Annotated in this window: 25 protein-coding genes; 3 read left to right on the top strand and 22 right to left on the bottom strand. The window is 69.5% G+C overall.

The genetic code is table 11. The features are described 5' to 3' along the window. Positions 1-89: 89 nt before the first annotated feature. Both ITJ66_RS09375 and glgB read left to right on the top strand, forming a co-directional pair. Positions 90-2,144 (top strand): alpha-1,4-glucan--maltose-1-phosphate maltosyltransferase, encoded by a 2,055-nt coding sequence (locus ITJ66_RS09375; RefSeq protein ID WP_194644435.1) that lies wholly within the window; start codon positions 90-92, stop codon positions 2,142-2,144. A gap of 65 nt (positions 2,145-2,209) precedes the next feature. Then, a complete protein-coding gene (gene glgB, locus ITJ66_RS09370) occupies positions 2,210-4,432 on the top strand; it encodes a 1,4-alpha-glucan branching protein GlgB (protein WP_194644812.1) in 2,223 nt (740 codons plus the stop codon). A gap of 78 nt (positions 4,433-4,510) precedes the next feature. Here glgB and ITJ66_RS09365 read toward each other — a convergent pair whose 3' ends face one another. The 11 genes from ITJ66_RS09365 to rpsB all read right to left on the bottom strand — a co-directional run bounded on the left by ITJ66_RS09365 (position 4,511) and on the right by rpsB (position 14,363). Further along, a complete protein-coding gene (locus ITJ66_RS09365; protein ID WP_194644434.1) occupies positions 4,511-5,491 on the bottom strand; it encodes a tetratricopeptide repeat protein in 981 nt (326 codons plus the stop codon). Next, positions 5,488-7,353 carry a hypothetical protein gene (locus ITJ66_RS09360; protein WP_194644433.1) on the bottom strand — a complete coding sequence of 622 codons (1,866 nt, stop codon included), beginning with the start codon at positions 7,351-7,353 and terminating at the stop codon, positions 5,488-5,490. Before ITJ66_RS09360 ends, ITJ66_RS09365 begins: the two co-directional genes overlap by 4 nt. 118 nt (positions 7,354-7,471) lie before the next feature. Next, positions 7,472-8,215 carry an alpha/beta hydrolase gene (locus ITJ66_RS09355; RefSeq protein WP_194644432.1) on the bottom strand — a complete coding sequence of 248 codons (744 nt, stop codon included), beginning with the start codon at positions 8,213-8,215 and terminating at the stop codon, positions 7,472-7,474. 52 nt (positions 8,216-8,267) lie between these two features. Continuing rightward, positions 8,268-8,558, bottom strand: a complete 291-nt coding sequence (locus ITJ66_RS19775; RefSeq protein WP_071260877.1) for a hypothetical protein — start codon at positions 8,556-8,558, stop codon at positions 8,268-8,270. Between the two features lie 50 nt (positions 8,559-8,608). Further along, positions 8,609-9,277, bottom strand: a complete 669-nt coding sequence (locus ITJ66_RS09350) for a hypothetical protein (RefSeq protein ID WP_079705666.1) — start codon at positions 9,275-9,277, stop codon at positions 8,609-8,611. Positions 9,278-9,352: 75 nt separating this feature from the next. Next, complete coding sequence (locus tag ITJ66_RS09345; RefSeq protein WP_231884326.1) at positions 9,353-9,910, bottom strand: DivIVA domain-containing protein; 558 nt, start codon at positions 9,908-9,910, stop codon at positions 9,353-9,355. A 55-nt stretch (positions 9,911-9,965) separates the two neighbouring features. Beyond that, entirely contained in the window at positions 9,966-11,012 is a 1,047-nt protein-coding gene (locus ITJ66_RS09340; RefSeq protein ID WP_240043907.1) for a phosphatidate cytidylyltransferase, read from the bottom strand. Positions 11,013-11,083: 71 nt separating this feature from the next. Further along, positions 11,084-11,638, bottom strand: a complete 555-nt coding sequence (gene frr, locus ITJ66_RS09335; protein WP_064295107.1) for a ribosome recycling factor — start codon at positions 11,636-11,638, stop codon at positions 11,084-11,086. A gap of 72 nt (positions 11,639-11,710) precedes the next feature. Then, positions 11,711-12,424: a UMP kinase gene (gene pyrH, locus ITJ66_RS09330; RefSeq protein WP_194644431.1), complete on the bottom strand. Its 714-nt coding sequence runs from the start codon at positions 12,422-12,424 to the stop codon at positions 11,711-11,713. 169 nt (positions 12,425-12,593) lie between these two features. After that, complete coding sequence (gene tsf, locus ITJ66_RS09325; protein ID WP_064295106.1) at positions 12,594-13,421, bottom strand: translation elongation factor Ts; 828 nt, start codon at positions 13,419-13,421, stop codon at positions 12,594-12,596. An 18-nt stretch (positions 13,422-13,439) separates the two neighbouring features. Further along, positions 13,440-14,363: a 30S ribosomal protein S2 gene (gene rpsB, locus ITJ66_RS09320; protein WP_064295105.1), complete on the bottom strand. Its 924-nt coding sequence runs from the start codon at positions 14,361-14,363 to the stop codon at positions 13,440-13,442. A 313-nt stretch (positions 14,364-14,676) separates the two neighbouring features. Here rpsB and ITJ66_RS09315 point away from each other — a divergent pair, with 313 nt between their 5' ends. Then, positions 14,677-15,201: a murein hydrolase activator EnvC gene (locus ITJ66_RS09315; protein ID WP_194644430.1), complete on the top strand. Its 525-nt coding sequence runs from the start codon at positions 14,677-14,679 to the stop codon at positions 15,199-15,201. Here the strand turns inward: ITJ66_RS09315 and ITJ66_RS09310 are convergent. From ITJ66_RS09310 to ITJ66_RS09260, 11 genes are all read right to left on the bottom strand, one after another. Beyond that, complete coding sequence (locus ITJ66_RS09310) at positions 15,174-16,103, bottom strand: tyrosine recombinase XerC (protein ID WP_071260881.1); 930 nt, start codon at positions 16,101-16,103, stop codon at positions 15,174-15,176. The genes ITJ66_RS09315 and ITJ66_RS09310 overlap by 28 nt on opposite strands. 57 nt (positions 16,104-16,160) lie before the next feature. After that, a complete protein-coding gene (dprA, locus tag ITJ66_RS09305) occupies positions 16,161-17,507 on the bottom strand; it encodes a DNA-processing protein DprA (protein WP_228501541.1) in 1,347 nt (448 codons plus the stop codon). Beyond that, positions 17,504-19,033, bottom strand: a complete 1,530-nt coding sequence (locus tag ITJ66_RS09300; protein ID WP_194644429.1) for a YifB family Mg chelatase-like AAA ATPase — start codon at positions 19,031-19,033, stop codon at positions 17,504-17,506. The genes dprA and ITJ66_RS09300 overlap by 4 nt, the downstream gene beginning before the upstream one ends. After that, on the bottom strand, positions 19,033-19,389 hold the full coding sequence (locus tag ITJ66_RS09295; RefSeq protein ID WP_064296323.1) for a YraN family protein: 357 nt from the start codon (positions 19,387-19,389) through the stop codon (positions 19,033-19,035). The genes ITJ66_RS09300 and ITJ66_RS09295 overlap by 1 nt, the downstream gene beginning before the upstream one ends. 122 nt (positions 19,390-19,511) lie before the next feature. Beyond that, positions 19,512-19,835, bottom strand: coding sequence for a DUF2469 domain-containing protein (locus ITJ66_RS09290; RefSeq protein WP_071260887.1), 324 nt, complete (start codon positions 19,833-19,835; stop codon positions 19,512-19,514). A 12-nt stretch (positions 19,836-19,847) separates the two neighbouring features. Next, positions 19,848-20,492 carry a ribonuclease HII gene (locus tag ITJ66_RS09285; protein ID WP_137241867.1) on the bottom strand — a complete coding sequence of 215 codons (645 nt, stop codon included), beginning with the start codon at positions 20,490-20,492 and terminating at the stop codon, positions 19,848-19,850. After that, complete coding sequence (gene lepB / locus ITJ66_RS09280) at positions 20,492-21,241, bottom strand: signal peptidase I (protein ID WP_194644428.1); 750 nt, start codon at positions 21,239-21,241, stop codon at positions 20,492-20,494. The genes ITJ66_RS09285 and lepB overlap by 1 nt, the downstream gene beginning before the upstream one ends. A gap of 76 nt (positions 21,242-21,317) precedes the next feature. After that, a complete protein-coding gene (rplS, locus tag ITJ66_RS09275; protein WP_194644427.1) occupies positions 21,318-21,665 on the bottom strand; it encodes a 50S ribosomal protein L19 in 348 nt (115 codons plus the stop codon). Positions 21,666-21,851: 186 nt separating this feature from the next. Further along, positions 21,852-22,382: a hypothetical protein gene (locus ITJ66_RS09270; protein WP_137241868.1), complete on the bottom strand. Its 531-nt coding sequence runs from the start codon at positions 22,380-22,382 to the stop codon at positions 21,852-21,854. A gap of 78 nt (positions 22,383-22,460) precedes the next feature. Further along, the gene (locus ITJ66_RS09265) at positions 22,461-23,120 is read right to left on the bottom strand and encodes a response regulator transcription factor (protein WP_194644426.1); all 660 of its coding nucleotides are present in this window, start codon (positions 23,118-23,120) and stop codon (positions 22,461-22,463) included. Then, entirely contained in the window at positions 23,117-24,370 is a 1,254-nt protein-coding gene (locus tag ITJ66_RS09260; RefSeq protein WP_194644425.1) for an ATP-binding protein, read from the bottom strand. Before ITJ66_RS09260 ends, ITJ66_RS09265 begins: the two co-directional genes overlap by 4 nt. Positions 24,371-24,390: the final 20 nt, after the last annotated feature.

Raw genomic sequence — 24,390 nt, 5'->3', positions numbered from 1 at the left:
CATGACGCGCGACACCCCGCGCGCCCCTTCATCGGTGGTCGTTTCGCGGTACGGTCGGACCAGTGGCACCGAAGGAGATGGAACGCACTATGCCGAAGTCAGTACCGCAGTCCTCCACCGTCGACGACGCCGTACCGGTGTCGCTCACGCTGTCCCCGAGCATCGGGCGCATCCCGATCCTGGATCCGACCCCCTCGGTCGAAGGTGGCCGCTGGCCGGCCAAGGCGTTCGCGGGCGAGGTGGTGCCGTTCGGCGCGACCGCGTTCCGCGAAGGACACGACCTCATCGGCGTCGAGCTCCTGCTCACCGATCCGCGCGGGAAGACGGTCGCGCATCGGATGGCTCCGGGCGCGCCGGGCACGGACCGCTTCGAGGTCGAGGTCCAACTCGCGACGGAGGGCACCTGGCGGTACCAGGTCCGCGCCTTCGCCGACGAGTTCTCGACCTGGGAGCACAACGCCCGGGTCAAGATCGAGGCCGGCGTCGACGTCGATCTCATGTACCTCATCGGCGCGGAACTCCTCGAGCGCGCCGCGACGGACAAGCTCCGCCCGGCGAAGGACCGCCGCTTCCTCACCGCCGCCGCCAAGCTCCTCCGAGACACCGACGCCGAGCCGGAAGCCCGGTTCGCGGTGCTCGACGATCCAGAACTCCTGGCCATCGCCGACCGCCGGCCGTTCGCCGGTCTCGCGAGCACGAGCGACGAGCGCGTGGTCCGCGTCGAGCGCACCCGGGCCGGCGTCGGTTCCTGGTACGAGTTCTTCCCGCGATCGGAGGGTGCCGTGCGGAACCCGGACGGCTCCTGGACGTCGGGCACCTTCCGCAGCGCAGCCGGGCGGTTGCCGGCCGTCGCCGCGATGGGGTTCGACGTCCTCTACCTGCCGCCCATCCACCCCATCGGCGTGACGTTCCGCAAGGGACCGAACAACACCCTCACACCCGGCGAGCACGACCCGGGCTCCCCCTGGGCGATCGGTGGTGCCGCGGGCGGTCATGACGCGATCCATCCCGACCTCGGCACGGAGAAGGACTTCGTCGCCTTCGTCCGCCAGGCGAAGAAGGTCGGCCTGGAGGTCGCCCTCGATCTCGCCCTCCAGGCATCGCCGGACCACCCCTGGGTGACCGAGCACCCCGAGTGGTTCACGACCCTCCCCGACGGCACGATCGCGTACGCCGAGAACCCGCCGAAGAAGTACCAGGACATCTACCCGGTCAACTTCGACAACGACCCCGAGGGCATCCGGGCCGAGGTGTTGCGCATCGTCCGCCACTGGATCTCGCTCGGCGTGCGCATCTTCCGCGTCGACAACCCCCACACCAAGCCGCTCGACTTCTGGGAGTGGTTGCTCGCGACCGTCAACCGGACAGACCCCGACGTCGTGTTCCTCGCGGAGGCCTTCACCCGTCCGGCCCTGCTGCAGGGTCTGGCGAAAGTCGGTTTCCAGCAGAGCTACACCTACTTCACCTGGCGCAACACGAAGGAGGAGCTCGAGGAGTTCCTCGGCGCGGCAGCGACCGAGACCGCCGACTTCCTCCGGCCCAACCTGTTCGTCAACACGCCGGACATCCTCACCGAATACCTCCAGTTCGGTGGCCGGGCGGCGTACAAGGTGCGTTCGGCGATCGCCGCGACCGCCGCTCCGACGTGGGGGGTCTACGCCGGGTACGAGCTCATCGAGAACGTCGCCCGTCCCGGAGCCGAGGAGAACATCGACAGCGAGAAGTTCGAGTACCGTCCGCGGGACTGGGCCGCTGCGGAAGCCGCCGGCACCTCGCTGTCGCCGTACCTCACCCTGCTCAACCAGATCCGGTGTGCGCATCCCGCCCTCCGGCAGTTGCGCAACATCAGCTTCCACTGGAGCGACGACGACCAGATCCTCGTCTTCAGCAAGCATCTCGACCAGCGGTTCACCGGCACCGGTGAGCACGACACCCTGCTCGTCGTCGCCAACCTCGATCCGCACTCGGTCCGACAGACCATGGTGCACCTCGACCAGACCGTGTTCGGTGGCGTCCCTGGCGGCAGCTTCGACGTCACGGACCTCGTCACGGGAGCCGAGTGGATCTGGTCCGACAGCAACTTCGTGCGCCTCGACGCCTTCACCGAGCCCGTGCACATCCTGAGCGTGAGGATCCGACCATGACCACCAGCCCTGTGACCCCAGACGGAGCCGCTGCACCGAAGCGCTCCGGCCGTCGAGCCGCACCGATGCCGGTCGACGCCACACCGGCGCCCCGGGAGCTCCCGCTCCCCTCCGTCGAGGACTGGATCCTCGACGCCGTCGCGGAGGGCCGCTACCACGATCCGCACGAGATCCTCGGCCAGCACCTGGTCGACCTCGGCGGGGTGAGCGACCCCCTCGTGGTCGTCCGCGCCAGACGCCCGCTGGCCGAGCAGGTCACGGCGGTGCTCGCCAACGGAGCGCGCGTCGAGCTCGCGCACATCCGCGCAGGCATCTGGCAGGGCTTCCACGTCGACGGCATCATCGACTACACGCTCGACGCCCGCTACAGCGACGGATCGATCTGGAACGCCGACGACCCGTACCGGTTCGCGCCGTCGATCGGCGAACTCGACCTGCACCTCATCGGCGAGGGTCGCCACGAACGGCTCTGGGACGCCCTGGGCGCACACGTCACCGAGCTGTGTGGGGTCACCGAGTCGGTCGCCGGCACCGCGTTCGCCGTCTGGGCACCCCACGCACGTGCGGTCCGGGTCATCGGCGACCTCAACTCCTGGGACGGCACGGCGCACGCCATGCGCAACATGGGTGCGACGGGTGTCTGGGAGCTGTTCATCCCCACCATCGGCGCCGGCGAGCTGTACCGCTTCGAGATCCTGACCCAGCACGGCGACTGGGTCCGTCGGTCCGACCCGATGGCCCGGTTCACCGAGCGCTCCCCCGCCACCGCATCCGTGACCGGTGTCAGCGACTACCGCTGGACGGATGAGGCGTGGCTCGATCGGCGAGCCGCGAGTGATCCGCACAACGGACCCATGAGCGTCTACGAGCTCCACGTCGGCTCCTGGCGTCCCGGGCTCGGCTACCGGGACCTCGCGGACCAGCTCATCGAGTACATCGCGGAGCTCGGCTACACGCACGTCGAGTTCATGCCACTCGCCGAGCACCCCTTCGGCGGCTCCTGGGGCTACCAGGTCACCGGCTACTACGCGCCGACGAGCCGCTTCGGTTCGAGCGACGACCTCAAGTACCTGATCGACCGTCTCCACGGCGCGGGGATCGGCGTCCTCATGGACTGGGTGCCCGGCCACTTCCCCAAGGACGAGTGGGCCCTCGCGAACTTCGACGGTCAGCCCCTCTACGAGCACCCCGACCCGCGACGTGGCGAACAGCCGGACTGGGGCACCCTCGTCTTCGACTTCGGCCAGCCCCAGGTCAAGAACTTCCTGGTGGCCAACGCCCTCTACTGGCTCGAGGAGTTCCACGTCGACGGCCTGCGCGTCGACGCCGTCGCCTCGATGCTGTACCTCGACTACTCGCGGAAGGACGGCGAGTGGCTGCCGAACGTCCACGGCGGGCGCGAGAACCTCGAAGCGATCAGTCTCCTCCAGGAGGCGAACGCGACGGCCTATCGACGGAACCCCGGCATCGTGATGATCGCCGAGGAGTCGACGAGTTGGCCCGGCGTCACCGCGCCGACGAGCGAGGGCGGACTCGGGTTCGGCCTGAAGTGGAACATGGGCTGGATGCACGATTCGCTCCAGTACATCGAGCACGACCCGCTCTACCGGTCGCACCACCACGGCGAGATCACCTTCTCGATGGTCTACGCCTTCAGCGAGAGCTTCCTCCTACCGATCAGCCACGACGAGGTCGTCCACGGCAAGGGGTCCCTCCTCGCGAAGATGCCCGGGGACCACTGGCAGCAACTCGCGAACATGCGGGCCTACCTCGCCTTCATGTGGGCCCACCCCGGCAAGCAGTTGCTCTTCATGGGCCAGGAGTTCGGTCAGCCCTCCGAATGGTCGGAGGAACGCGGGCTGGACTGGTGGATCCTGGACCAGCCGAGCCACCGGGCACTGCTCGGCCTCGTGTCCCGACTCAACGCCGTGTACACGGAGCACCCGGCCCTCTGGGCCCTCGACCACGACGCCGCCGGCTTCGAATGGCTCGATGCCGGGGACGCGCAGAACAGCGTGCTCTCCTTCCTGCGCTGGGACGACGACGGCAACGTGATCGCCGCGCTCGTCAACTTCTCCGGCGCCCCCGTCGGCCCGTACCGGGTCGGTCTGCCTCGCGCGGGTCGGTGGGAGGAACTCCTCAACACCGACGCCGTGGAGTACGGCGGATCCGGCGTGGGCAACTACGGATCGGTCGAGGCGTCGGCGTCACCGTGGGCGGGACGCCCGGCTTCCGCCGAGCTCACGCTCCCTCCGCTCGGCATGATCTGGCTCAAGCACGTCGGCTGACCAGGCTTCCGCAGCACCCGGCTGCACGACGAAGGCCCGCCTCCTGAGGGAGGCGGGCCTTCGTCGTGCATCGGTCGGTCAGTAGAGCAGGCCGGTCAACCGGGCCCTGGCCTTCATGACGCGCGGATCGGTGACGCCGGCGACCTGGAACAGCTCGAGCAGGCGCGTCCGGACGGTGTCCTTGCCCGACTGGTCGAGGTCGGGGAACAGCGTCAGCAGACGGTCGAAGGCGTCCTCGAGGTGTCCTCCGGAGAGGTCGAGGTCGGCGACGGTCAGCTGGGCGTCGAGATCGTCGGGAGCGGCAGCCGCTCGTCCGCGGATCTCATCGAGGGTCTTCCCCGTGAGGCGGTGCAGCAGACGGACCTGGGCGAGGCCGGCCACAGCCATGTCGTCCTTCGGGTTCTGCGCGATGGCCTTCTCGTACGCGGCGATGGCCGTCGGGTAGTCGGCGCGCTCGATGGCCTCGTACGCCTCGGCGTGGAGGGGCGGCAGCGGCTCCTCCACGGGCTCGGCGGGAGCTGCGGCATCACTATCGGCGACGACGGCCCGACCGGAGACCCCGTTCTGCTCGGCCAGCTGCAGCAGTTGCTCGATGACATCGCGCACCTGCGACTCCGGGATCGCGCCGTTGAACATCGGCACCGGGCGTCCGCCCACGACGGCGACGACCATCGGGATCGACTGCGCCTGGAAGGCCTGGGAGAGCTGCGGGTTCGCGTCGACGTCCACCTTGGCGAGCACGAAGCGACCGGCGTATTCCGCGGCGAGGCGCTCGAGCACCGGCGAGAGCTGCTTGCACGGTCCGCACCATTCGGCCCAGAGGTCGATGACGACGGGGACCACGGAGGACAGCTCGACGACCTGTCCGAACCCGTCGTCCGTCGCGTCGAAGACGAGGGACGGGACCTGGACGGTCTGGTCGGTCGTCGCGCCGGGCGCTTCTGCAGGCGCGCCTGCTTGCGTCGGCGCGACGGCAGGCGGCGTCTGGTGGCGACGCGCGAGGCCGGAGAGGTCGACGGCGCCGCGCAGGTGTGCCGCGCTCGGCTCCGCGGCACTCACGGGAGCTCCGATGCGGCGATGAGGGTCTGGGTGAATCCGAGCAAGGTGATCTTCTCTCCGGAGTTGACGGCTGGCACGTAGAACAGGAGCTGGTCGCCGTAGGTGGCCTGTGTCCCCTTCGCGCTCTCGGTGATCCCGGAGAGCGCGGCGACCGCACCCGAAGGTTTCACGGTAGCACCGGCTGTGACGACGGAGACCACCTCGCCCTCCTGCACATTGACGGCGACGATCGCGCCGGAGTCGTTGGTCGCCAGCGCGACGTTCGGGCCGGTGCCGGCGGCCGCCGAGAAGGCGATACTCGCCGTGGTGGGGAGGCTCGCGGCCTTCGTGGCGCGGTCCGCGGCGACCTGCGTGCGGAAGACGTCGCCATCGGCGTTGAACAGGCCGGCGAAGGTGCTCGCATCGCCGTTCGTGATGATGTCGGCGTACGCCGCGGCGATCTCCTCCGGCGGCATGACGAGCAGCTTCGAGTCCGGCGGGACGCTCGCGGCACCGATGGTCGCGGGCGCGACGTTCTCGAGTCGCGCGCCCTCGAGGAGCTTCTCCGCGTAGACGACCTGGTAGTTCGACCGCGGGTCCTGCTGGGTCATCACGAGGACCGTCGGCGACACCGTCTCGTCGGCCTTGTCCTGGATCGCGGTCATGACCGTCCGTGGCCAGGCATCTGTCGCCTGAGGCAGCGTGAGCGTGACGGGTGACGCGGGGATGGGCGTCGCGCCAGCGGCGTCGGCCACCTTCGAGCGGAGGGCGTAGTTCGCGGTGCGCTCCTCGAGCGCCGGCCCGGAGAACCGGACGGCTGCGGCGGTACCGTCGAGCGCAGCATCGGCCTCGGACGCCGCCGTCGAGATCCGCGACACGATCCGCTCGACCTGAGGCACGGTGACGACGGGCGCCGCGAAGTCCTGGTCCTGGCTGTCGGTCGGCAGGTCCGTCGCGGTGACGGTGGGCGTCGGTGACGGCGCTCCGATGGTCGGCCAGTAGTCCTGGGAGCAGCCGCTCAGACCGAGCGTGCCGATGAGGACGAGCGGGACGCCCACGACGAGGGAACGGCGGAGCGGGGAGCGCTTCGTCTTGCCGGCTCCGAGTTCACGGGGGCGGCGCGGCTTCGGTTGTCTCGACATCTTCGTGATGCCCTTCTGTCCTTGTCCCGGACCCTTGCGACGCGGGCCTCGCGAGCGACGCATGCGCTGGATCCCCGAGAGGTAGAGCACGATGCCGGCGAGGAGCACGAGGATGCCACCGGCGATCAGCGGGCCGGCCCACGGGGTGGCGTTGTCGAGTGGCCAGGAGAGGCGGAGGGAATCCGGAGCAGCGGCCGAGCCGTCGGTCGCGATGAGCACGTCGATGTCCTTCGGCAGGTTCATCGTCGCGATGACCGCGCCCGCCTCGTCGTACTCGCCGAGCCAGAGGTCGGATCCGCGCGGGTCCGGGCCCTTCTCGGAGGTGGTGGTGTCGTCGGTGGCCTCGGGGGCCGGCGTCGCCGACGGCTCGGGACTCGGGGTCGCCCCGTCGTCGTCGGTGGCGTCCGCCTCGGCGGTGACGGTCGTGGTCGTCAGGGCGGTGCCGGCACTGTTGACGCCGACCCGGCTGTAGGGCTCGTCGCCGAGCCAGGCCGCGATGTCGTCGGAGCGCCCGTAGCTCATGAACACCTGCGTGTCGCCGCCCGCGCCCGCCACGATGGACTGCGCTCCCGGCTGCGACTGCAGCACGCTCCCGGGTATGACGATGAACCGGTCACCGCTGTCGACCGTGGTGGACAGGCTGAAGGTGCCGGGCGAGAGGAACACGGTCCGTTGCGCGATTCCCGTCACGATCATGACGGCTGCCACGACGAACGCGGCGATGGCGAGAACGAAACGCACGGATTACTCTCCTCTGGCGTCGGAGCGACGCGGGTGATCCTGCGTCCGACGGGATCCGGCGGGTCGGGCCGGCAGGAGACGCAGGTGGTTCAGGCTATCGGAAATGACTGGGAGGCGGCTAGACGGCCGCTGGGAGGCCGGGGGCCGGCCAGTGGGTCGGGAGCGGCAGCGCCTCGGGACGCACTGCAGCGACGATCTCGGTGAGCACGCGTCGGGTCTGGCTCTCCCCCACCCACAGGTGCTTGGCACCGTCCACAGGGACGAGGGTGGCCCCGGGGAGCACGCCGAACCGTTCCGCCGCTTCCGCTGGTCGGAGGTAGTCGTCGAACTCGGGCACGAGGACGACCATCGGTCGGTCGTCGCCGGTCCAGGCCCGGAGCTCGTCCTCCGTCGTGCGGTGCAGCGGCGGAGAGAGGAGGATCACGCCGTCGACGGCCGGGTCGCGCCCGTACTTCAAGGCGAGCTCGGTCCCGAACGACCATCCGACGATCCACGGATGCGGAAGCCCGCGCTCGGCCACGAACGCCAGCGCGGCCTCGACATCGGCCCGCTCGCCGACGCCGCCGTCGAACGCGCCGTCGCTCGTCCCCCGCGGAGACGAGGTGCCGCGGGTGTTGAAGCGGAGCACCGCGATCCCCGCGAGCGCAGGCAGGCGCGCCGCGGCCTTCCGGAGTACATGGGAGTCCATGAACCCGCCGGCGGTCGGCAGCGGGTGGAGCGTCACCAGGGTCGCGACGACCTCGCCGTCGGCCGGCACCGCGAGCTCACCGACGAGGGTCAGGCCGTCGGCCGTGTGCAGCTCGATCTCCTCGCGGACGGCGGGGAGCTCGGCGCCACCACGGATCTCGATGGTGTCGGTCATGAGTCAGTCCTCCGGGGCAGTGTGGTCGGGTCGTTTCGCGGCGTGCGGGGGTTCACCGGATCCGCCAGCAGTGGGAGTGCCAGTGCCGCCGGGCAGCGATGTCGGCCTGGTCGCCCAGGACCCCGTCAGCGCGCCACGTCACCACATGGGCGGTGCCGGGCGGGATGGACTGTCCGCATCCAGGACACACATAGGTCTTCTGCGCACTGGAACCGCTGACGGGCTGGACGAACCAGGATCCGTCTCGATGGTCCTCGGTGCGTTTCCACCCCGCCATCAGCCGTTCGAGACCGTTACCCTCGTCGTCGCCGGGCCGTGGCCGGTGGCGGTGGTGTCGGGGCATGGGTCAAGTCTAGGCTCAGCCTCCACGACCGTGTCGGGAGGCGGTTCCGGTCAGTACCAGCCGTTGGACTCCGAGTGGGCCCACGCGCCACACGGCGTGCTGTACCGACTCGTGATGTATCCGAGACCCCAGGTGATCTGCGTCGCGGGGTTGGTCGCCCAGTCGGCTCCGGCCGAGGCCATCTTGGAGCCGGGAAGCGCCTGCGGGATGCCCGTGGCGCCGGAGCTGGCGTTGTAGGCGTACACGTTCCAACCCGACTCACGGTTCCACAGGGAGACGAGACAGCTGTACTCGCCCTCGCCCCAGCCGTTGGCCATGACCATGTCGTAGGCGATGGCCTGAGCCGTACCCGGGTCGGGCGTGCCTGCCGCGGGAGCGCTGCCCGTGGACGAGGAACCGCCGCCGGTCGCGGCCGGCGTCGCCACGGGAGGCGGCGGGGGCGGAGCGACGACCTCGTAGCTGTCGCGGGCGAAGGTGTACTGGTAGTTCGAGCTTGCGACGACGGACTGCGCGGCGTTGCCACCGAACTGCGCCTGCTTCTCCGCATAGGAGGATGCCACGACGCTCGAGGTCGGGTCGACCATCGTCACGGCGACGAAGCCGAACGCAGCCGTCGCCGCGAAGATCCCGAGGACCTTCTTGCCGCGAGAGCGCGGCCGACGGTAGGGCTGAACAGCCTTACCGGTGTTCGGCTGGGCTGATGGTTTCCACGGGGTCACGTCAGTTGAGTCTTGAGGCACGATGCATCGATGGTAGCCGAGAATGCCTGATCAGGCCACCTGGTCGCCCGACGCTCAGCGAACCGCCAGCATGACGTCCACGACGCTGTCGAGCAGTGCGTCGACCTGGGACTCGCGGTAACCGGCCCATTCGTTGCGGAACACGGCCGTGCGGACGCGGTCGACGTTGAGCGGCGTCCCGTCGTGGAAGTAGGCGACGAGGCGATCCGCGAGGGCGTCCACGTCCTTCCGGCTGTAGCCGCGGGCGAGCAGGCTCACGCGCTGGAACCGCTGGCCCTCCGGCCTCGTCAGCCGGTTGAGGATGACCTGCGCGGTGCCGCGGGCGTCGCGCAGCCACTCCTTGGCGCCGCGCTCCTCGACCGACCGCTCCCGCTCGCGGAGCGAGAAGGCGTCCTCGAGTCGCTCGAGCGCCGCGTCGACATGCTCGGTGCTGTAGCCACCCCGGACGAGCCGGAACGCCACGTGCCGGATGTCCTCCGCGCTCAGGATCGCATCGGCGTCGGCGTCGGTGTCCTGCCCGTAGGCGGCGCGAGCGCGGTCGAGGAACTCGTCGACCTCGGCCGGATCGTAGCCACGCTTCGAACGTTTTGAGGTGGGGAAGATCGTGCTCACCGGACCATTCTCCCCCATGAGGGGCTGATCGGGCGAAATCGGACCGAGCCGGGACTCAGACCGCGAGTCCGCCGAACAGGAGGTAGACCACGTAGGCGACGACCGCCGACGGCAGGATCGAGTCCAGGCGGTCGAGGAATCCCCCGTGCCCGGGAAGCCACGAGCTCATGTCCTTCACGCCGATGTCGCGCTTGATGAGCGACTCCGCGAGGTCGCCGACCGTGGCACTGCCGAGGAGCAGCAGACCGAGCAGGACACCGACCCACCACGGAACACCGAGCATGAGGATCGCGAGCAGCACGCCGGCCACGACCGAGACGACCCCCGCCCCGGCGAAGCCCTCCCAGGTCTTGTTCGGGCTGATCACCGGCGCCATCTTGTGCTTGCCGAACGACAGGCCGCTCACATAAGCGCCGACGTCGACGCAGATGACGAGGATCAGGAACGCCAGCGTCCACCATTCGCCCTCGGGCTGGGCGACCAGGAACACGGCGAAGGAGGCGAGGAAGGGGACGTAGACCTGGATGAACGTCCCGGACGCGAGGTCGCGGACGAGAGTGGGAAGGTCGGTCCGCTTCGAAGCGATGGCCTGCTCGGCCACGCGCCAGACGATGACCAGCAGGATGCCGAGCAGGACGACGGACCAACGCCAGACGTCGTGGAGGAAGAACGCCGCCGGCTGCATCGCGACGGCCGAGATGACGGTCGGGATCGCCGGCACCCGGCGCCCGGTCTGCTCGAGGGCCTTCCGCAGCTCCAGTGTGGCGAAGGCCACCACGGCCGAAGCCAGGACGACGAAGATCACCTTGAAGATGATCAGGCTCACGAGCATGATGCCGCCCGCGGCCACCCCGATGAGGATGGCGTTCACGAGGTTGCGGCCGACGCGCGCCTCGATGCGTTCGTTCGTCGCATCGAACTGCGCCTTCGTCGCCTGGACCTGCCGTTCGATGTCGGCGCGTTTGGCGTCGACCTGCCGCTCGAACTTCGCGCGGCGGTCCTTCAGCTGGGACCGCAACTCCTGCGAGCCCGACTTGCCGGACCGGCCGGGCTCGGGCTTCGACGGATCGCTCGATCGCCCGGGAGCGACATCGTCTTCCACAGGTACCTCCAGCGGGCGTGCCGTCGGTCGAGGGACCGGTCGGCGAACGGAATCAGCGGTGGGACAGCGGCTCAGATGGAGAGCAGCTCGGTCTCCTTGGCCTTCAGCGCGGCGTCGACGGCGTCGATGTGCGACTTCGTGACGGCCTCGAGCTCCTTCTCGCCGCGTGCGACGTCGTCATCGCCGACCTCGCTCTTGAGCGCCTCGAGGTCGTCCTTGCCCTTGCGACGGATGTTGCGGATCGACACCTTCGCGTCTTCACCCTTGCCGCGGACGATCTTGACGTATTCCTTGCGACGCTCAGCGGTCAGTTCGGGCATGGTGACCCGGATGACGGTGCCGTCGTTCGTCGGGTTGGCGCCGAGGTTCGGGATGTCGCGGATCGCCTGCTCGATGTCGCGCAGTGCGGACTTGTCGTAGGGCGTCACGACGATCGTGCGAGCTTCCTGGTTCTGCAGGGAGGCGAGCTGCGCCAGCGGCGTCGGCGTGCCGTAGTAGCTCACCAGGACCTTCTGGAACAGCTGGGGGTTGGCGCGACCCGTACGCACCGTGGCGAAGTCATCCTTCGCGGCCTCGACGGCCTTCGACATCCGGGTACCAACATCCGAGAGGACATCCGCGATCACGAGCACTCCTTTGATTGCATTACTGGGTTCAGTCTAGTCGGGCGGCGGCGCTCGGCCTGGCCGCCCTGCCGCCTAAGCGGAGGTGACGAGGGTGCCGATATCGGCACCGCGGATGGCCGCCGTGACGTTGCCGGCCGGCTCCATGCCGAAGACGCGCATCGGCATGCCGTTGTCCATGCAGAGGCTGAAGGCCGTCGAGTCGACGACCTTGAGGCCGCGCTGGAGCGCCTCCTGATAGGAGATGGTGTCGATCTTCGTCGCCGTCGGGTCGACGCGGGGGTCGGCGGTGTAGACCCCGTCGACACCGTTCTTCGCGACGAGGACCTCGACGGCTCCGATCTCGAGCGCGCGCTGTGCGGAGACGGTGTCGGTCGAGAAGTACGGGAGTCCGGCGCCCGCTCCGAAGATGACGACGCGACCCTTCTCGAGGTGTCGCTCGGCGCGGAGCGGGATGTAGGGCTCGGCGACCTGCGTCATGGCGATGGCGGACTGCACGCGCGTGGCGGCGCCGGCCTGTTCCAGGAAGTCCTGGAGCGCCAGGGCGTTCATGACCGTTCCGAGCATGCCCATGTAGTCGGCTCGGCCGCGGTCCATGCCGCGCTGGCTGAGCTCGGCTCCGCGGAAGAAGTTGCCGCCTCCGACGACCACTGCGACCTCGACCTCGGCGGTCGCCTCAGCGATCTCGCGGGCGATCGACCCGACCACGTCGGGGTTGACGCCCAACTGGCCGCCTCCGAACGCCTCACCTGACAGCTTGAGCAGTACCCTGCGCTTCTTCTCCGGCATCCGCCTGTCCTTCCTCGTCCCTCACACAACTTAGCGTCAGGAGCCGCCCGCTGTCCGCGACAGCCGTCGACTCGCTGGCTGGATCGTCACCGATCCCACGTGCGCGGGTATGCCCGCGCACGCAAAGGGGTCCGGATCGCCACTGGCGATCCGGACCCCGTCACAACTGCTACGCGCCGACCTTGAAGCGGGCGAACCCGGTCACGGTGAGGCCCGCGTCAGCGAGCACCTTCTGCACGGACAGCTTGTTGTCCTTGGCGTAGTCCTGCTCGAGGAGCGCGACCTGCTTGAAGTACGAGGTCACGCGGCCCTCGACGATCTTCGGCAGTGCAGCCTCGGGCTTGCCCTCGTTCTTCGAGATCTCGGTGACGATCTCGCGCTCCTTCTCGACCTCGTCGGCCGGGACGTCGTCGCGGCTGAGGTAGGACGGGTTGGCGAACGAGATGTGCTGCGCGATGCTACGAGCCGTCTCCGCGTCGTCGCCCGTGTAGCCGACGACCACGCCGACCTGCGCGGGCAGGTCCTTGTTGGTCTTGTGGAGGTAGACGGCGAAGTGCTCACCGTGCACCACCGCGAGGCGGCGGAGCTCGAACTTCTCACCGATGATCGCAGCGGAGTCCGCGATGACCTCGGCGACGGTCTTGCCGTCGGCCGGGGCCGCGTTCCCCTCTTCGACGGTGGTCGCGCCGGCGGCGACGACTGCGTCGAGGACGAGGTCGGCCAGGGCGAGGAACTTCTCACCCTTCGCGACGAAGTCGGTCTCGCAGGCGAGCTCGATGAGCGTGGCGGTGTCGCCGTTCTCCTTCGCGGCGACGAGGCCCTCGCTCGTGGAGCGGTCGGCACGCTTCGCGTTGCCCTTCGCACCCTTGAGACGCAGGATCTCGGTCGCCTTCTCGACGTCGCCATCGGCTTCGACGAGAGCGTTCTTGGTGTCGACCATGCCGGTGCCGAGCTGCTCGCGCAGCACCTTCAGGTCAGCGAGAGAAAAGTTGGCCATTGCTGGTGTCCTCCTTGATTACTTCTCGTCGGCGACGACGGCGGCAGCTGCGCCCTCGGCGTCGGCGGCGGACTCGGTTGCAGCGACCTCGACGTCTTCGACAGCCGGAGCTGCCTCGACGGCGTCGGTTGCGGCGATCGCCTCATCGGCGACCTTCTCGGTCTCGGCGGAACCCTGCTCGCCGCCCTGGAGCAGCTCCTGCTCCCACTCGGCGAGCGGCTCGGCCGGGGCGTCGCCCTCGGTCGGCTTCTGGTGGCGCTGGATGAGACCCTCGGCGGCGGCGTCGGCGATGATGCGCGTCAGCAGGCCGACGGAACGGATCGCGTCGTCGTTACCCGGGATCGGGTAGGTGACCTCGTCGGGGTCGCAGTTGGTGTCGAGGATGCCGATGACCGGGATGCCGAGCTTGCGCGCCTCGTCGATCGCGAGGTGCTCCTTCTTGGTGTCGACGACCCAGAGCGCCGACGGCGTCTTCGAGAGGTTGCGGATACCACCGAGCGACTTGTGGAGCTTGTCCAGCTCGCGCTTCTTGATGAGGAGTTCCTTCTTGGTGAAGCCGCTCTTGGAGGCGTCTTCGAAGTCGAGCTCCTCGAGCTCCTTCATGCGGGCGAGTCGCTTCGACACCGTCTGGAAGTTGGTGAGGAGGCCACCGAGCCAACGCTGGTTGACGTAGGGCTGGCCGACGCGCGTCGCCTGCTCGGCGATGACTTCCTGCGCCTGCTTCTTCGTGCCGACGAAGAGGATGGTGCCGCCGTGGGCGACCGTCTCCTTGACGAAGTCGAAGGCCTGGTCGATGTAGCCGAGCGACTGCTGCAGGTCGATGATGTAGATGCCGGAACGCTCGGTGAAGATGAAGCGCTTCATCTTCGGGTTCCAACGGCGGGTCTGGTGCCCGAAGTGCACGCCGCTGTCGAGCAGCTGGCGGATGGTTACGACGGCCATGAGCCGTTCTCCTGTTCTGCGCTCGCCACCGCACCGCTGACGCGGACGGGTGGGAGTGCCTCGGTTGTCTGACGGACCGGATGGCCTCGTCCCTGGTGCCCGGCGCACGTCCGCCACGCTCCGGAGAGCGAGGACCGATTGGAAGTGGTGGCCGAAATGGCACGCGTAGTCACCCCGACGAGCGAGGTGCTCCGTTCAGCATAGCATCAGGCCACCGTGATGACGGCGCTCCACAGGCCGTCCGACCAGGTCCGTCTCCCCGCTCCGAGGCGCCCACCCGCCCTCGCTCTCCCGAGCCCGTCAGGCTCGGATCATGATGACCTCGATCGCGAGCCGGTTCCTCATCTCCTGCCTGGTGCTCCTCGCACCCGTGAGCACGTCTGGGGCGGCGCCGGCCTGGAGCTGGCCGATCGCTCCCCCGCACGTCGTCACCGAGCCGTTCGTCGCGCCGCCCGACCCGTACAGCGCCGGCCACCGGGGTGTCGACATCGCGGCATCGCCCGGTCAGCCGGTGGCCGCAGCAGCCGCCGGCGTCGTGACGTTCAGCGGGACGGTGGTCGACCGCCCACTCGTCGTGATCCGGCACGACGACGGACACCTCTCGAGCATCGAGCCGGTGGTGGGTTCGGTCGACGTCGGTAGCCGCGTGACCCGCGGGGCACCGATCGGGACGGTCGGCGTCGGCGGACACTGCGCCGACGGCTGCGTGCACTTCGGGGTGCGGCTCGACGGCGTCTACGTCAATCCGATGCTGCTGATCGGCGAGGTGCCACCGGCCGTCCTGCTCCCACTGACCACGACGGCGGGGGCTCAGGCCCGCGGGTGGGCGTTGCGGTAGCTCTCCTTGATGCGTTCGACGGAGACGTGCGTGTAGATCTGCGTCGTCGCGAGACTCGCGTGGCCGAGGAGTTCCTGGACCGCGCGGAGGTCCGCTCCCCCGTCGAGCAGGTGCGTCGCGGCGGTGTGCCGCAGGGCGTGAGGCCCTGCCGGACCACCACCGGGCACGGCGTCGAGGAGCCGGGCGACGAGCGTGTAGACGGAGCGTGGGCCGAGCCGTCCTCCGCGTGCGCCGAGGAAGAGGGCTGCGCCGGGCGTCGGTCCGCGGTCGTTCGCGGCTGCACGGGCGACCAGCTGCGGGCGGGCGCTCGTGAGGTAGTCGACGATCGCCGACTGAGCGGGGACGCCGAACGGCACGACCCGCTCCTTGTCGCCTTTGCCCGTGACACGGACGGTGAGCCGGTCGAGGTCGAGGTCGTCCCGGTCGAGTCCGCACAGCTCGGACACGCGGAGGGCCGAGGCGTAGAGCAGTTCGACGACGGCGAGGTCGCGGAGGGCGTTCGGCTCCCCCGATGCGGCGCGGTCCTCGAGCCCCGCGAGGAGGTCGTCGAACGGGCCCCGGCCGACGACGCGTGGCAGGGTCCGACCCGTCTTCGGACTCCGGAGACGTGCCGCGACGTCCGAATCGACCCTGCCGGTGCGCAGGAGCCAGGCGCTCCAGGCCTTGGCCGTGGCGGTGCGTCGCGCGAGCGTCGCCTTGGACGAGCCGGCCTCGGAAGCGGCCCAGAGCCAGTCGCGGAGGAGGTCCAGCGTCACGCCGTCGACGAGCTCGACGTCGCGTCCGGTGGCGAAGTCGGCGAGCTGCCGGAGATCGGAGGCGTAGGCGCGAACGGTCTGCGGCGACAGCCGACGCTCGGAAGCGAGGTGCTCCGAGAACCCGTCGATGCTGCTCCAGATGTCCACGTGGACAGCATGCCCCACGCGTCCGACGCCGTGGCCTTCCCCCGCCGACCGATCACCTCACGCCCGTCCCCCGACGAGCACCCACCCTCGTTCGCGTTCCTCGACGGCCCCGGCGAGATCGAGCGCACCGAGCACGCCGCTGACCTCGCGAGGACTCAGCCCACTCGCTTTCGCAAGCGCCTCGACGGTGCGCGGCGAGCAGGCACTCATCACATCACGGACCCGGCGTTCCTCTGGCGAGGCGAACGCCTGCGCGTCCGCGTCGACAGCGGTCCATCCGGCGAGTTCCGCCATCTGCTCGGCGTTCGTTACGCAGGTGGCGGCGTACTCACGGATCAGGCGGTGACAGCCCGCCGACGACGGACTCGTGACCGGGCCGGGCACGGCTCCGAGCGGACGCCCGAGGGACGCAGCGTGACCCGCCGTGTTGATCGACCCGGAGCGGTCGCCGGCCTCCATGACCACTGTCGCAGCCGAGGCTGCGGCGATGAGTCGGTTCCGCTGCAGAAATCGCCATTTGGACGGTGTGGACCCGCACGGTGATTCGCTGATGACGGCTCCACCGGCTTCGCGGATCCGCCGGATGAGCGCATCGTGACCGGCCGGGTACGGCCGATCGACCCCGCCTGCGAGGTAGGCCACGGTGACGCCCCCGCTCCCGAGGGCGGCTCGGTGCGCCGCGCCGTCGATGCCGTACGCGGCACCCGACACGATCGCGAAGCCCCGATCGACGAGCCCGGCCGCCGCCTCGAGGGTGACGTGCTCGCCGTAACCGGACGCGGCCCGGGCCCCGACCAACGCGATGGCGCGTTCTCCCGCAGGGACGTCGGGAGAACCACGCAGCCAGAGGGCGTGCGGCGCGTGCACACCGAGGTGGTCGAACCCCGCATGCCAGCCCGGAGCGCCTGGCAGGAGTAGTCGGACGCCGACCTCGATGGCCACCTCGCATGCGGCGACGAGGTCAGCCGAGACGAGACGGGGGCGCCAGCGTTCCAGCGCACTTCCGAGCACGCGGGAGGCGGGCATCGCGGCGGGATCCTCGGACTCGGCATCGGCATCGGCCGACGTCGAGCCTGAGCCTCTCGACCACTCGCTGCCGAGGATACGGCGCTGCAGTTCGGTCGGCCCCACCCGTTCCAGAACCGCTGACAGTGCGCCAGCAGGGCCGAGCGCACCGACCACGAGCCCGGCCACGCCATCGCCCGGTTCGGCGATCATCGTCCAGGCCGCCCGAGCGAAGGCCGCCCGTATCCCGGCGGTGCCGACGTTGTCGTCGGCGTCCGAGACGCGCTCGGCACCTCCATCTGCGCGAGGACGGCCCGCGGCCTCGACCGACTCCAGGCCGCCGAAGCCTCGGACGAGGCGCTCGACCAACTCGCGGTCCAAGCCGAACCACGCGCTCATGAGATGCCCTTCCGCAGGAAGAGGGCGCGCCCCAAGTGCTCGGCTGTGGGGCTACCGGCTCCGTCGAGGTCGGCGAGCGTCCAGCTCAGTCGGAGGATGCGGTCGTAGCCACGCATGGTGATCCCTCCCCTCTCGAGGGAGCGGTCCAATGCGGTGGTGACGGACCTGGGCAGCCGCATCCGCGGGCTCCTGAGCCAGGTGCCGCTCGCCTGTGCGTTCGTGATCCAGCCGGTGCCGGCCAACCGCTCGGCACTCGCGGCCCGCACCGCTTCGACGCGGGAACGGGCCTCAGCGGTGGAGACCCCGCCCTCCTGCGAGAGACTCGTCAGTGCCGAGGTGATCCGGTGCACTCGCACGCGGATGTCGATCCGGTCGAGGAGCGGCCCCGAGATCCGTCCGAGATAGCGTCGACGGGCCTGCGGTGGACAGGTGCAGACGCCGTCCGCCGTGCCGTACTGACCGCAGGGGCAGGGGTTCGCGGCGAGGACGAGTTGGAAGGCGGCTGGGAACGTCGCGCTGCCGTGCGCACGATGCACGGTGACCACGCCGGCTTCGAGTGGCTGACGCAGCGAGTCGAGGACGTCGGCGCGGAACTCCGGCGCTTCGTCGAGGAAGAGCACACCGTGCGCCGCGCGCGCGGCTGCCCCAGGCCGGATCTGGCGCGAACCACCACCGATGATCGCCGCCGCCGAGGACGAGTGGTGCGGGCTCTCCCACGGTGGTCGTCGGGCGAGCGCGCCGTCCGGCGGCAGACCGATGAGCGAGCGGAGGCAGCTGACCTCGACCGCTGCCTCGGGCTCGAGGTCGGGAAGGATCTCGGGGAGCCGGGCGGCCAGCATGGTCTTGCCGGCACCGGGAGGTCCGACCATCATGACGTGGTGCCCGCCGGCAGCCGCCGCGACCATTGCATCGACCGCGTCCGGTTGTCCGACCACGTCCGCGAGATCGAGCGGGTCGGGCATGGGCAGCCGATCGACCCGCTGTCGGACGGGTTCGAGGTCGATCGCGGAGAGTTCTGCACCGTGCCAGATGGCCGCATCACGCAGCGAGGTCGCCCCGATCACCGTGACGCCGGGCACGAGCTGCGCCTCCTCGACGTTTGCCGTCGGCACCATCACCGCGTCGTAGCCGGCGCGGGCGACGGCCAGGACGGCCGGCAGCACGCCGACGAGCGGACGGAGCCGACCGTCGAGCCCGAGTTCACCAAGGTGGACGACCCGCTCGGCGGACTCCCGGCGGACAAGGCCTCCCACGGCGAGACAGGCGATCGCCATGGAGAGGTCGAAGGCGCTCCCCTGCTTGGGCAGCGACGCGGGAGACAGGTTGATCGTGAGCTTGCCACCGGGCAGCTCGCAGCCGGAGTTCGCCGTCGCACTCTTGATGCGGTGTGCGGCCTCGCCGAGCGATTTGTCGGGAAGGCCGACGATCGCCATGCCCGGCACGGTCGCGGCGGCCGACGCCTCGACCTCCACGATCGCGCCCGTGAGGCCAGCGAGTGCGACCGACCAGGTGCGTGCGACGGCCATCAGGAGACTCCCCGCAGGTGCTGGAGTCGCATGTCCCCTTCGGACGGCAGCACGATGCCGACGACGTCGACGCGCATCCGCCGCGAGCGCGGGCGGTGCTCAGCGCACCAAGCCCCGGCGAGGCGACCGATCCGGGCCAGCTTGCTCGGCGTGACCGCCTCCGCGGGATCGCCGAAGCCGACACCGGAACGGGTCTTCACCTCGACGAACACCAGCGTGCCGTCGTCGTCCGCGACGAGGTCGAGTTCGCCCTGCGGGCATCGCCAATTGCGGTCGAGGATGCGGTATCCGCACGCCTCGAGATGATCCGCCGCCACCTGCTCGCCGCGTCGGCCGAGCTCGTCCTTCCGTGCCATGTGCACCTCCTGGCATCCAGCCAAGCGTGCAGACGAGGCTCGTTACCCGGAGGTGAGTCTGTCGTCGACGAGCGCGCGGCGAAGCGCGCCTGTGGAGCGCTGTCGGTCGCGGGGGCATCACTCTACTCGTCGAGCGTGAGTTCCTTCGGGAGCTCGAAGTCGCGCGAGGACAACTGCTCCACATTGACGTCCTTGAACGTGAGCACTCGGACGCTCTTGACGAACCGGTCGGACCGGTAGACGTCCCACACCCAGACGTCGGTCATGGAGAGCTCGAAGTAGAAGTCGTTCGCCGTGTCGCGTCGCACGAGGTCGACCTCGTTGGCGAGGTAGAACCGGCGCTCGGTCTCGATCACGTACTTGAACTGACCCACGACATCGCGATACTCGCGGTAGAGGGCCAGTTCGACCTCGCGGTCGTAGTCTTCGAACTCGTCTTCGTCCATGGTCTCTCCAGTCTACGTGTAGGCGGGCAGCCAGCTGCTCCGGTGGTGGAGGGTCAGGCCGTGCTCGGAGAGGGCCGACAGATGCTGCGCCGAACCGTATCCCTTGTTGCCCTCCCACCCGTACTCCGGCAGTGCCTCGTGCAACTCGATCATCAGTCGGTCGCGGTGCACCTTGGCGAGGACGGACGCCGCGGCGACCGACGCGCAGTCCCGATCCGCTTTGACCCTCGTGGTGATGGTGAGCGGTCGCTGGAGCGCCCGGCTCAGCCAGTCGCTGTTGCCGTCGAGCAGGACGGTCGATCCCGTGACGTCCGCGCCGACGGCGTGCAGTTCGAGCAGCGCCCGCCGTCCGGCCAACCCGAGACACGCGGTGATACCGAGCTCGTCGACCTCCGCGGGACTCGCGAGCCCGACGGCCCCGTACAACACCCACTCGCGGGCCAACGGTTCCAGACGGGTCCTCGCTCGCTCGCTCAACAGCTTCGAGTCGCGGAGTCCCTCCGGGAACGGCCCGCACGCCGGGGCGACGACCGCGGCGCCGACGGCCACCGGGCCGGCGATGGCTCCGCGACCCACCTCGTCCATGCCGATGACCGACGGGACACCCGCAGCGAACAGTTCGTGCTCGACCTCGAGGGTCGGTTCGCTGACGGCCATCACTCCTCTTCTGGGGCGGGGATGCCCTGGAAGACGGTCGGGTAGTTGTCGAGCCAGGCCCAGTTGCTGGACGGCCAGGTGATGACGAACGCACGCCCCACGACGTTGTCGATCGGGACGAAGCCCCCACCGGGGGTGTCGCCGTTGTAGCGGGAGTCCTTCGAGTTGTACCGGTTGTCGCCCATGACCCAGAGCGAGCCCTCCGGGACGACGATGTCGAACGGGTCTCCGGACACCTTCTCGGTGCCGGCCGGAAGCTTCACGTACGGTTCGTTCAGCGGAACCCCGTTGACCGTCATCTGCCCGAGCGGGTTGCAGCATGACACGTGGTCGCCCGGCAAGCCGATGACGCGTTTGATGAGGTGGTCGTCGCTGTCGGGAGCGACGAGGCCGAAGATCGACAGCACCCATTCGACGGCTGCGGTGACGGGAGGCTGCGGAGCCTCGACCGTCTGCGGGAGCCAGCCGCCCGGATCCTGGAAGACGACCACGTCGCCGCGGTTCAGCGAGACCACGTCGGGGACGAGCTCGTTCACCAGGATGCGGTCCTGGATCTGCAGCGTGTTCTCCATCGACCCGGACGGGATGTAGAACGACCGCACGAGGAAGGTCTTGATGAGGAAGGAGACCAGCAGCGCGACCACGAAGATGATGAGGAGGTCGCGAAGGAAGAGCAGCGCTCCGCGTTTGCCGCGAGGGCGCTGCTGGTGTTCGGGCGACGCGTCTGCCGCCAGGGAATTGTCTGTCATTTAACCGCCTGAGCTCCCCACCAGCTTATCCGGTGGGGAGCTCAGGAATGATCGCGGAGGGCGACCGGGAGGACGACTAGTTGTCGCGCTTCTCCTTGATCTTCGCCTTCTTGCCACGGAGCTCGCGGAGGTAGTACAGCTTCGCGCGACGGACGTCACCGCGGGTGACGACCTCGATGTGGTCGATGTTCGGGGAGTGCACCGGGAAGGTACGCTCGACGCCGACCTGGTAGCTCACCTTGCGGACCGTGAAGGTCTCGCGGACACCCTCGTTGGAGCGGCCGATGACGACACCCTGGAAGACCTGGATACGGGACTTGTTGCCCTCGATGATGTTCACGTGCACCTTGACGTTGTCGCCGGCGCGGAAGTCGGGGATGTCCGACTTGAGGGATGCTGCATCGACTGAGTCGAGAGTGTGCATGATGATTCCATCTCTGCGACCGCCACAGGTCGACCGCTGAATACGTTCGGAAGGAAGGGTGTGCCCGATGCCGGCGTTCCCCTGTGGCAGAACTGCGGAGGCACAAACAGCAATTGTGCCATGAAAGGGCCTCGGATGGGAAACCGGGCCCCGGATGGCGCAGGCGACGGCGGTGGATGTGACCGCTCAGCGACGCTCGTCGGGCTTCGACTCCTCGATCACGATGAACTCGCCGCCGTCGATCGGACCGGGATCGAACCGCGGCTGCGGCGGGATCGCCGATCCGGGGACCGTGCCTGGCCCCGCTGCAGCGGCCATGCGCTCGAATTCGGCCATCGTCTCCCGGGCGCGGCGTGCCGTCTCGGAGATGAGTTGCGCGATGACGCCCCAGAAGGCGGCGAGGCCTGCGACGACGCCGAGGACCGCCCAGAGGGCGACGCCCGAGCTGAACGAGCCGAAGCAGATGATCGTGACGTGCCAGAGCGTGAGCAGGCCGACGTCCGTCCACGACACGAGCTTCGTCGTCCGGACGCTGGCCCTGGCGGAGATGAGGAACGCGATCGCGGCGAGCGCGATGGCGAGGATCGGCATGGCGATGAAGAGCCCGAACAGGCTCCAGCCGCTCTCACCGAAGAGTCCCCATCCGACGAACGGCCAGGCGGGCAGCACGAAGATCGCGGCGAATCGCCAGTAGTAGAACGCCCGACGGATGATCATGTCTCTCAGGCTACCGCCGGGCTCCTGAGCGCGCACTGGTCGTTCGCTGTCGGCCGATGTCGGTTCCGGCCCGCGTGGTCAGAGGAGCTTGCGCTGCAGGGCCCAGGCGGCGAGTTCGTGGCGTGAGGACAGCTGCAGCTTGCGCAGCACGCTCGACACGTGGGTCTCCACGGTCTTCACGGAGATGAACAGCTCCGTCGCGACCTCCTTGTAGGCGTAGCCGCGGGCGATGAGGCGCATGACCTCCTGCTCACGGGCGGACAGCCGGTCGAGCTCGTCGACGGACTCCGCCGTCTCCCCCGTCACGGCACCGAAGGCGTCCAGGACGAATCCCGCGAGCCGGGGTGAGAAGACCGCGTCGCCGTCGTCGACCCGTCGTGCGGCCTCCGCGACCTCGGCTCCCGAGGAGCTTTTCGTGATGTAGCCGCGTGCACCGGCCCTGATCACCCGGACGACGTCCTCGGCGGCGTCCGAGACGCTGAGCGCGAGGAACCGGGTGGCGGGCGCGGTGGTCACCGAGCCGGCGATCACGTCCGCGCCACCGCCGCCGGCGCCACCCGGCAGGTGGACGTCGAGCAGCACGACCTGCGGGCGGGTCTCCCCGATCACCCGGATCGCCTCCTCCACGTCGCCGGCCTCCCCCAGCACCTTGATACCGGGATCGAGCTCGCTGCGCAGCCCGGAACGGAAGATGGAGTGGTCGTCGACGATCACGACGGTCAGTGGTCGGTCGCTCATGGTCGGCTCCTCGGAACGGTCGGGACGGTGTCGGGCTGCGGCGCAGTCGGCGCGGCGTCGTGGACGGGCAGGATGAGACGGACCTCGGTACCTCGTCCGCCTGGCCCTGATCGGATGGTCGCCTCGCCACCGATGCGCTGCATCCGGCCGATGATCGACTCCCGGACCCCGAGGCGGTCCCGCGGGACCTGTTCCAGGTCGAACCCGGGGCCGCGGTCGGAGATCGACACCTCGATCCGCTGCGGTGCCGTCTCCAGGTAGACGGAGACGTCGCCGCCGGCGTGACGTGCCGCGTTGAGCACGGCCTCCCGTGCGGCGGCGAGGAGCGGCTCCGGGGCGTCGTCGATCGCACGCCCGACCGCGACGACGTCGACGCGCACCGCGTGGTCGGCCTCCACCGCGGCCGCGATGGTCCGCAGCTCGGTCGCGAGGTCGCCCGTCGGAGCGGTCCCGCCGGAGAAGAGCCAGTTCCGCAGCTCGCGCTCCTGCGCCCTGGCGAGACGGGACGCCTCGCTCCCCGGACCGGCCTGCTGCTGGATGAGCGCGAGCGTCTGGAGCACGGAGTCGTGCAGGTGCGCGGCGATCTCTGCGCGGTCGGCCTCGCGCATCCGCGCGGCGCGCTCGTCGGCGAGGTCACGGTTGAGCTGGAGCGCCCAGGGGGCGATGACCACGGCGACCCCGAGGAGCACGGCGATCGCGGCGACGATGACCGTCCACATGTTCGGGCGGTCACCGGTGACGAAGAACAGGAGGATGCCGAGGACGACGAGGACGAGCGCTCCGAGCACGCGGATCAGGAGGGCACGTGAGCCCTCACCGCGACCACGCTCGCCGAACTGCCGCCACGCGAGTGCGGCTCCCGCGAGGACGACGATGACGGGGATGACGGCCTCGAGCGGGATGTCCAGCCCGGTCCGAGTCGCGATCAGTGCGGTCCCGGCCGCGAGCAGTGCGATCCCGAGCAGCACCTCCGTGATCGGCGCGCGACGGGGGCCGTCGAGGTCGTCTCCGTCGTCGTTCGAGGCAGGCCGGAGCAGGTGCTCCCGAGGATCGAGCGGTGCGTCCGCGCCTTGCGTCGGCGTCATGACCCACAGCCACGCGTAGAGGAGCAGGCCCGCTCCGCCGCAGCACGCGAGGATGACCGTCGCCGTCCGCACCGCAGCGACGGGGAGACCGGTGTGCTCGGCGAAGCCGGCGCAGACACCGCCGAGCAGGCGGCGCCTCGGACGGATCATCACCTCGGTTCCCATGGAGCCATCCAAGCAGTTCG

The sequence above is a fragment of the Plantibacter sp. VKM Ac-2885 genome, assembly GCF_015351205.1.
In the GTDB taxonomy this organism is placed as follows: domain Bacteria; phylum Actinomycetota; class Actinomycetes; order Actinomycetales; family Microbacteriaceae; genus Plantibacter; species Plantibacter auratus.
The sequence above is the reverse complement of the archived record's forward strand: the minus strand, read 5'-3'. Positions and strand labels throughout refer to the sequence as shown.

Coding starts and splice junctions, on each gene's coding strand:
- lepB (WP_194644428.1), bottom strand. CDS start 21,241: ATGACAGACAATTCCCTGGCGGCAGACGCGTCGCCCGAACACCAGCAG.
- ITJ66_RS09265 (WP_194644426.1), bottom strand. CDS start 23,120: ATGAGCGACCGACCACTGACCGTCGTGATCGTCGACGACCACTCCATC.
- rplS (WP_194644427.1), bottom strand. CDS start 21,665: ATGCACACTCTCGACTCAGTCGATGCAGCATCCCTCAAGTCGGACATC.
- ITJ66_RS09315 (WP_194644430.1), top strand. CDS start 14,677: ATGATGACCTCGATCGCGAGCCGGTTCCTCATCTCCTGCCTGGTGCTC.
- ITJ66_RS09300 (WP_194644429.1), bottom strand. CDS start 19,033: ATGGCCGTCGCACGCACCTGGTCGGTCGCACTCGCTGGCCTCACGGGC.
- pyrH (WP_194644431.1), bottom strand. CDS start 12,424: ATGCCGGAGAAGAAGCGCAGGGTACTGCTCAAGCTGTCAGGTGAGGCG.
- ITJ66_RS09270 (WP_137241868.1), bottom strand. CDS start 22,382: ATGATCATCCGTCGGGCGTTCTACTACTGGCGATTCGCCGCGATCTTC.
- ITJ66_RS09355 (WP_194644432.1), bottom strand. CDS start 8,215: ATGACCGACACCATCGAGATCCGTGGTGGCGCCGAGCTCCCCGCCGTC.
- ITJ66_RS09295 (WP_064296323.1), bottom strand. CDS start 19,389: ATGGCACGGAAGGACGAGCTCGGCCGACGCGGCGAGCAGGTGGCGGCG.
- tsf (WP_064295106.1), bottom strand. CDS start 13,421: ATGGCCAACTTTTCTCTCGCTGACCTGAAGGTGCTGCGCGAGCAGCTC.
- ITJ66_RS09290 (WP_071260887.1), bottom strand. CDS start 19,835: ATGGACGAAGACGAGTTCGAAGACTACGACCGCGAGGTCGAACTGGCC.
- dprA (WP_228501541.1), bottom strand. CDS start 17,507: ATGAGCGCGTGGTTCGGCTTGGACCGCGAGTTGGTCGAGCGCCTCGTC.
- ITJ66_RS09260 (WP_194644425.1), bottom strand. CDS start 24,370: ATGGGAACCGAGGTGATGATCCGTCCGAGGCGCCGCCTGCTCGGCGGT.
- rpsB (WP_064295105.1), bottom strand. CDS start 14,363: ATGGCCGTCGTAACCATCCGCCAGCTGCTCGACAGCGGCGTGCACTTC.
- glgB (WP_194644812.1), top strand. CDS start 2,210: ATGCCGGTCGACGCCACACCGGCGCCCCGGGAGCTCCCGCTCCCCTCC.
- ITJ66_RS09285 (WP_137241867.1), bottom strand. CDS start 20,492: ATGGCCGTCAGCGAACCGACCCTCGAGGTCGAGCACGAACTGTTCGCT.
- ITJ66_RS09375 (WP_194644435.1), top strand. CDS start 90: ATGCCGAAGTCAGTACCGCAGTCCTCCACCGTCGACGACGCCGTACCG.
- ITJ66_RS19775 (WP_071260877.1), bottom strand. CDS start 8,558: ATGCCCCGACACCACCGCCACCGGCCACGGCCCGGCGACGACGAGGGT.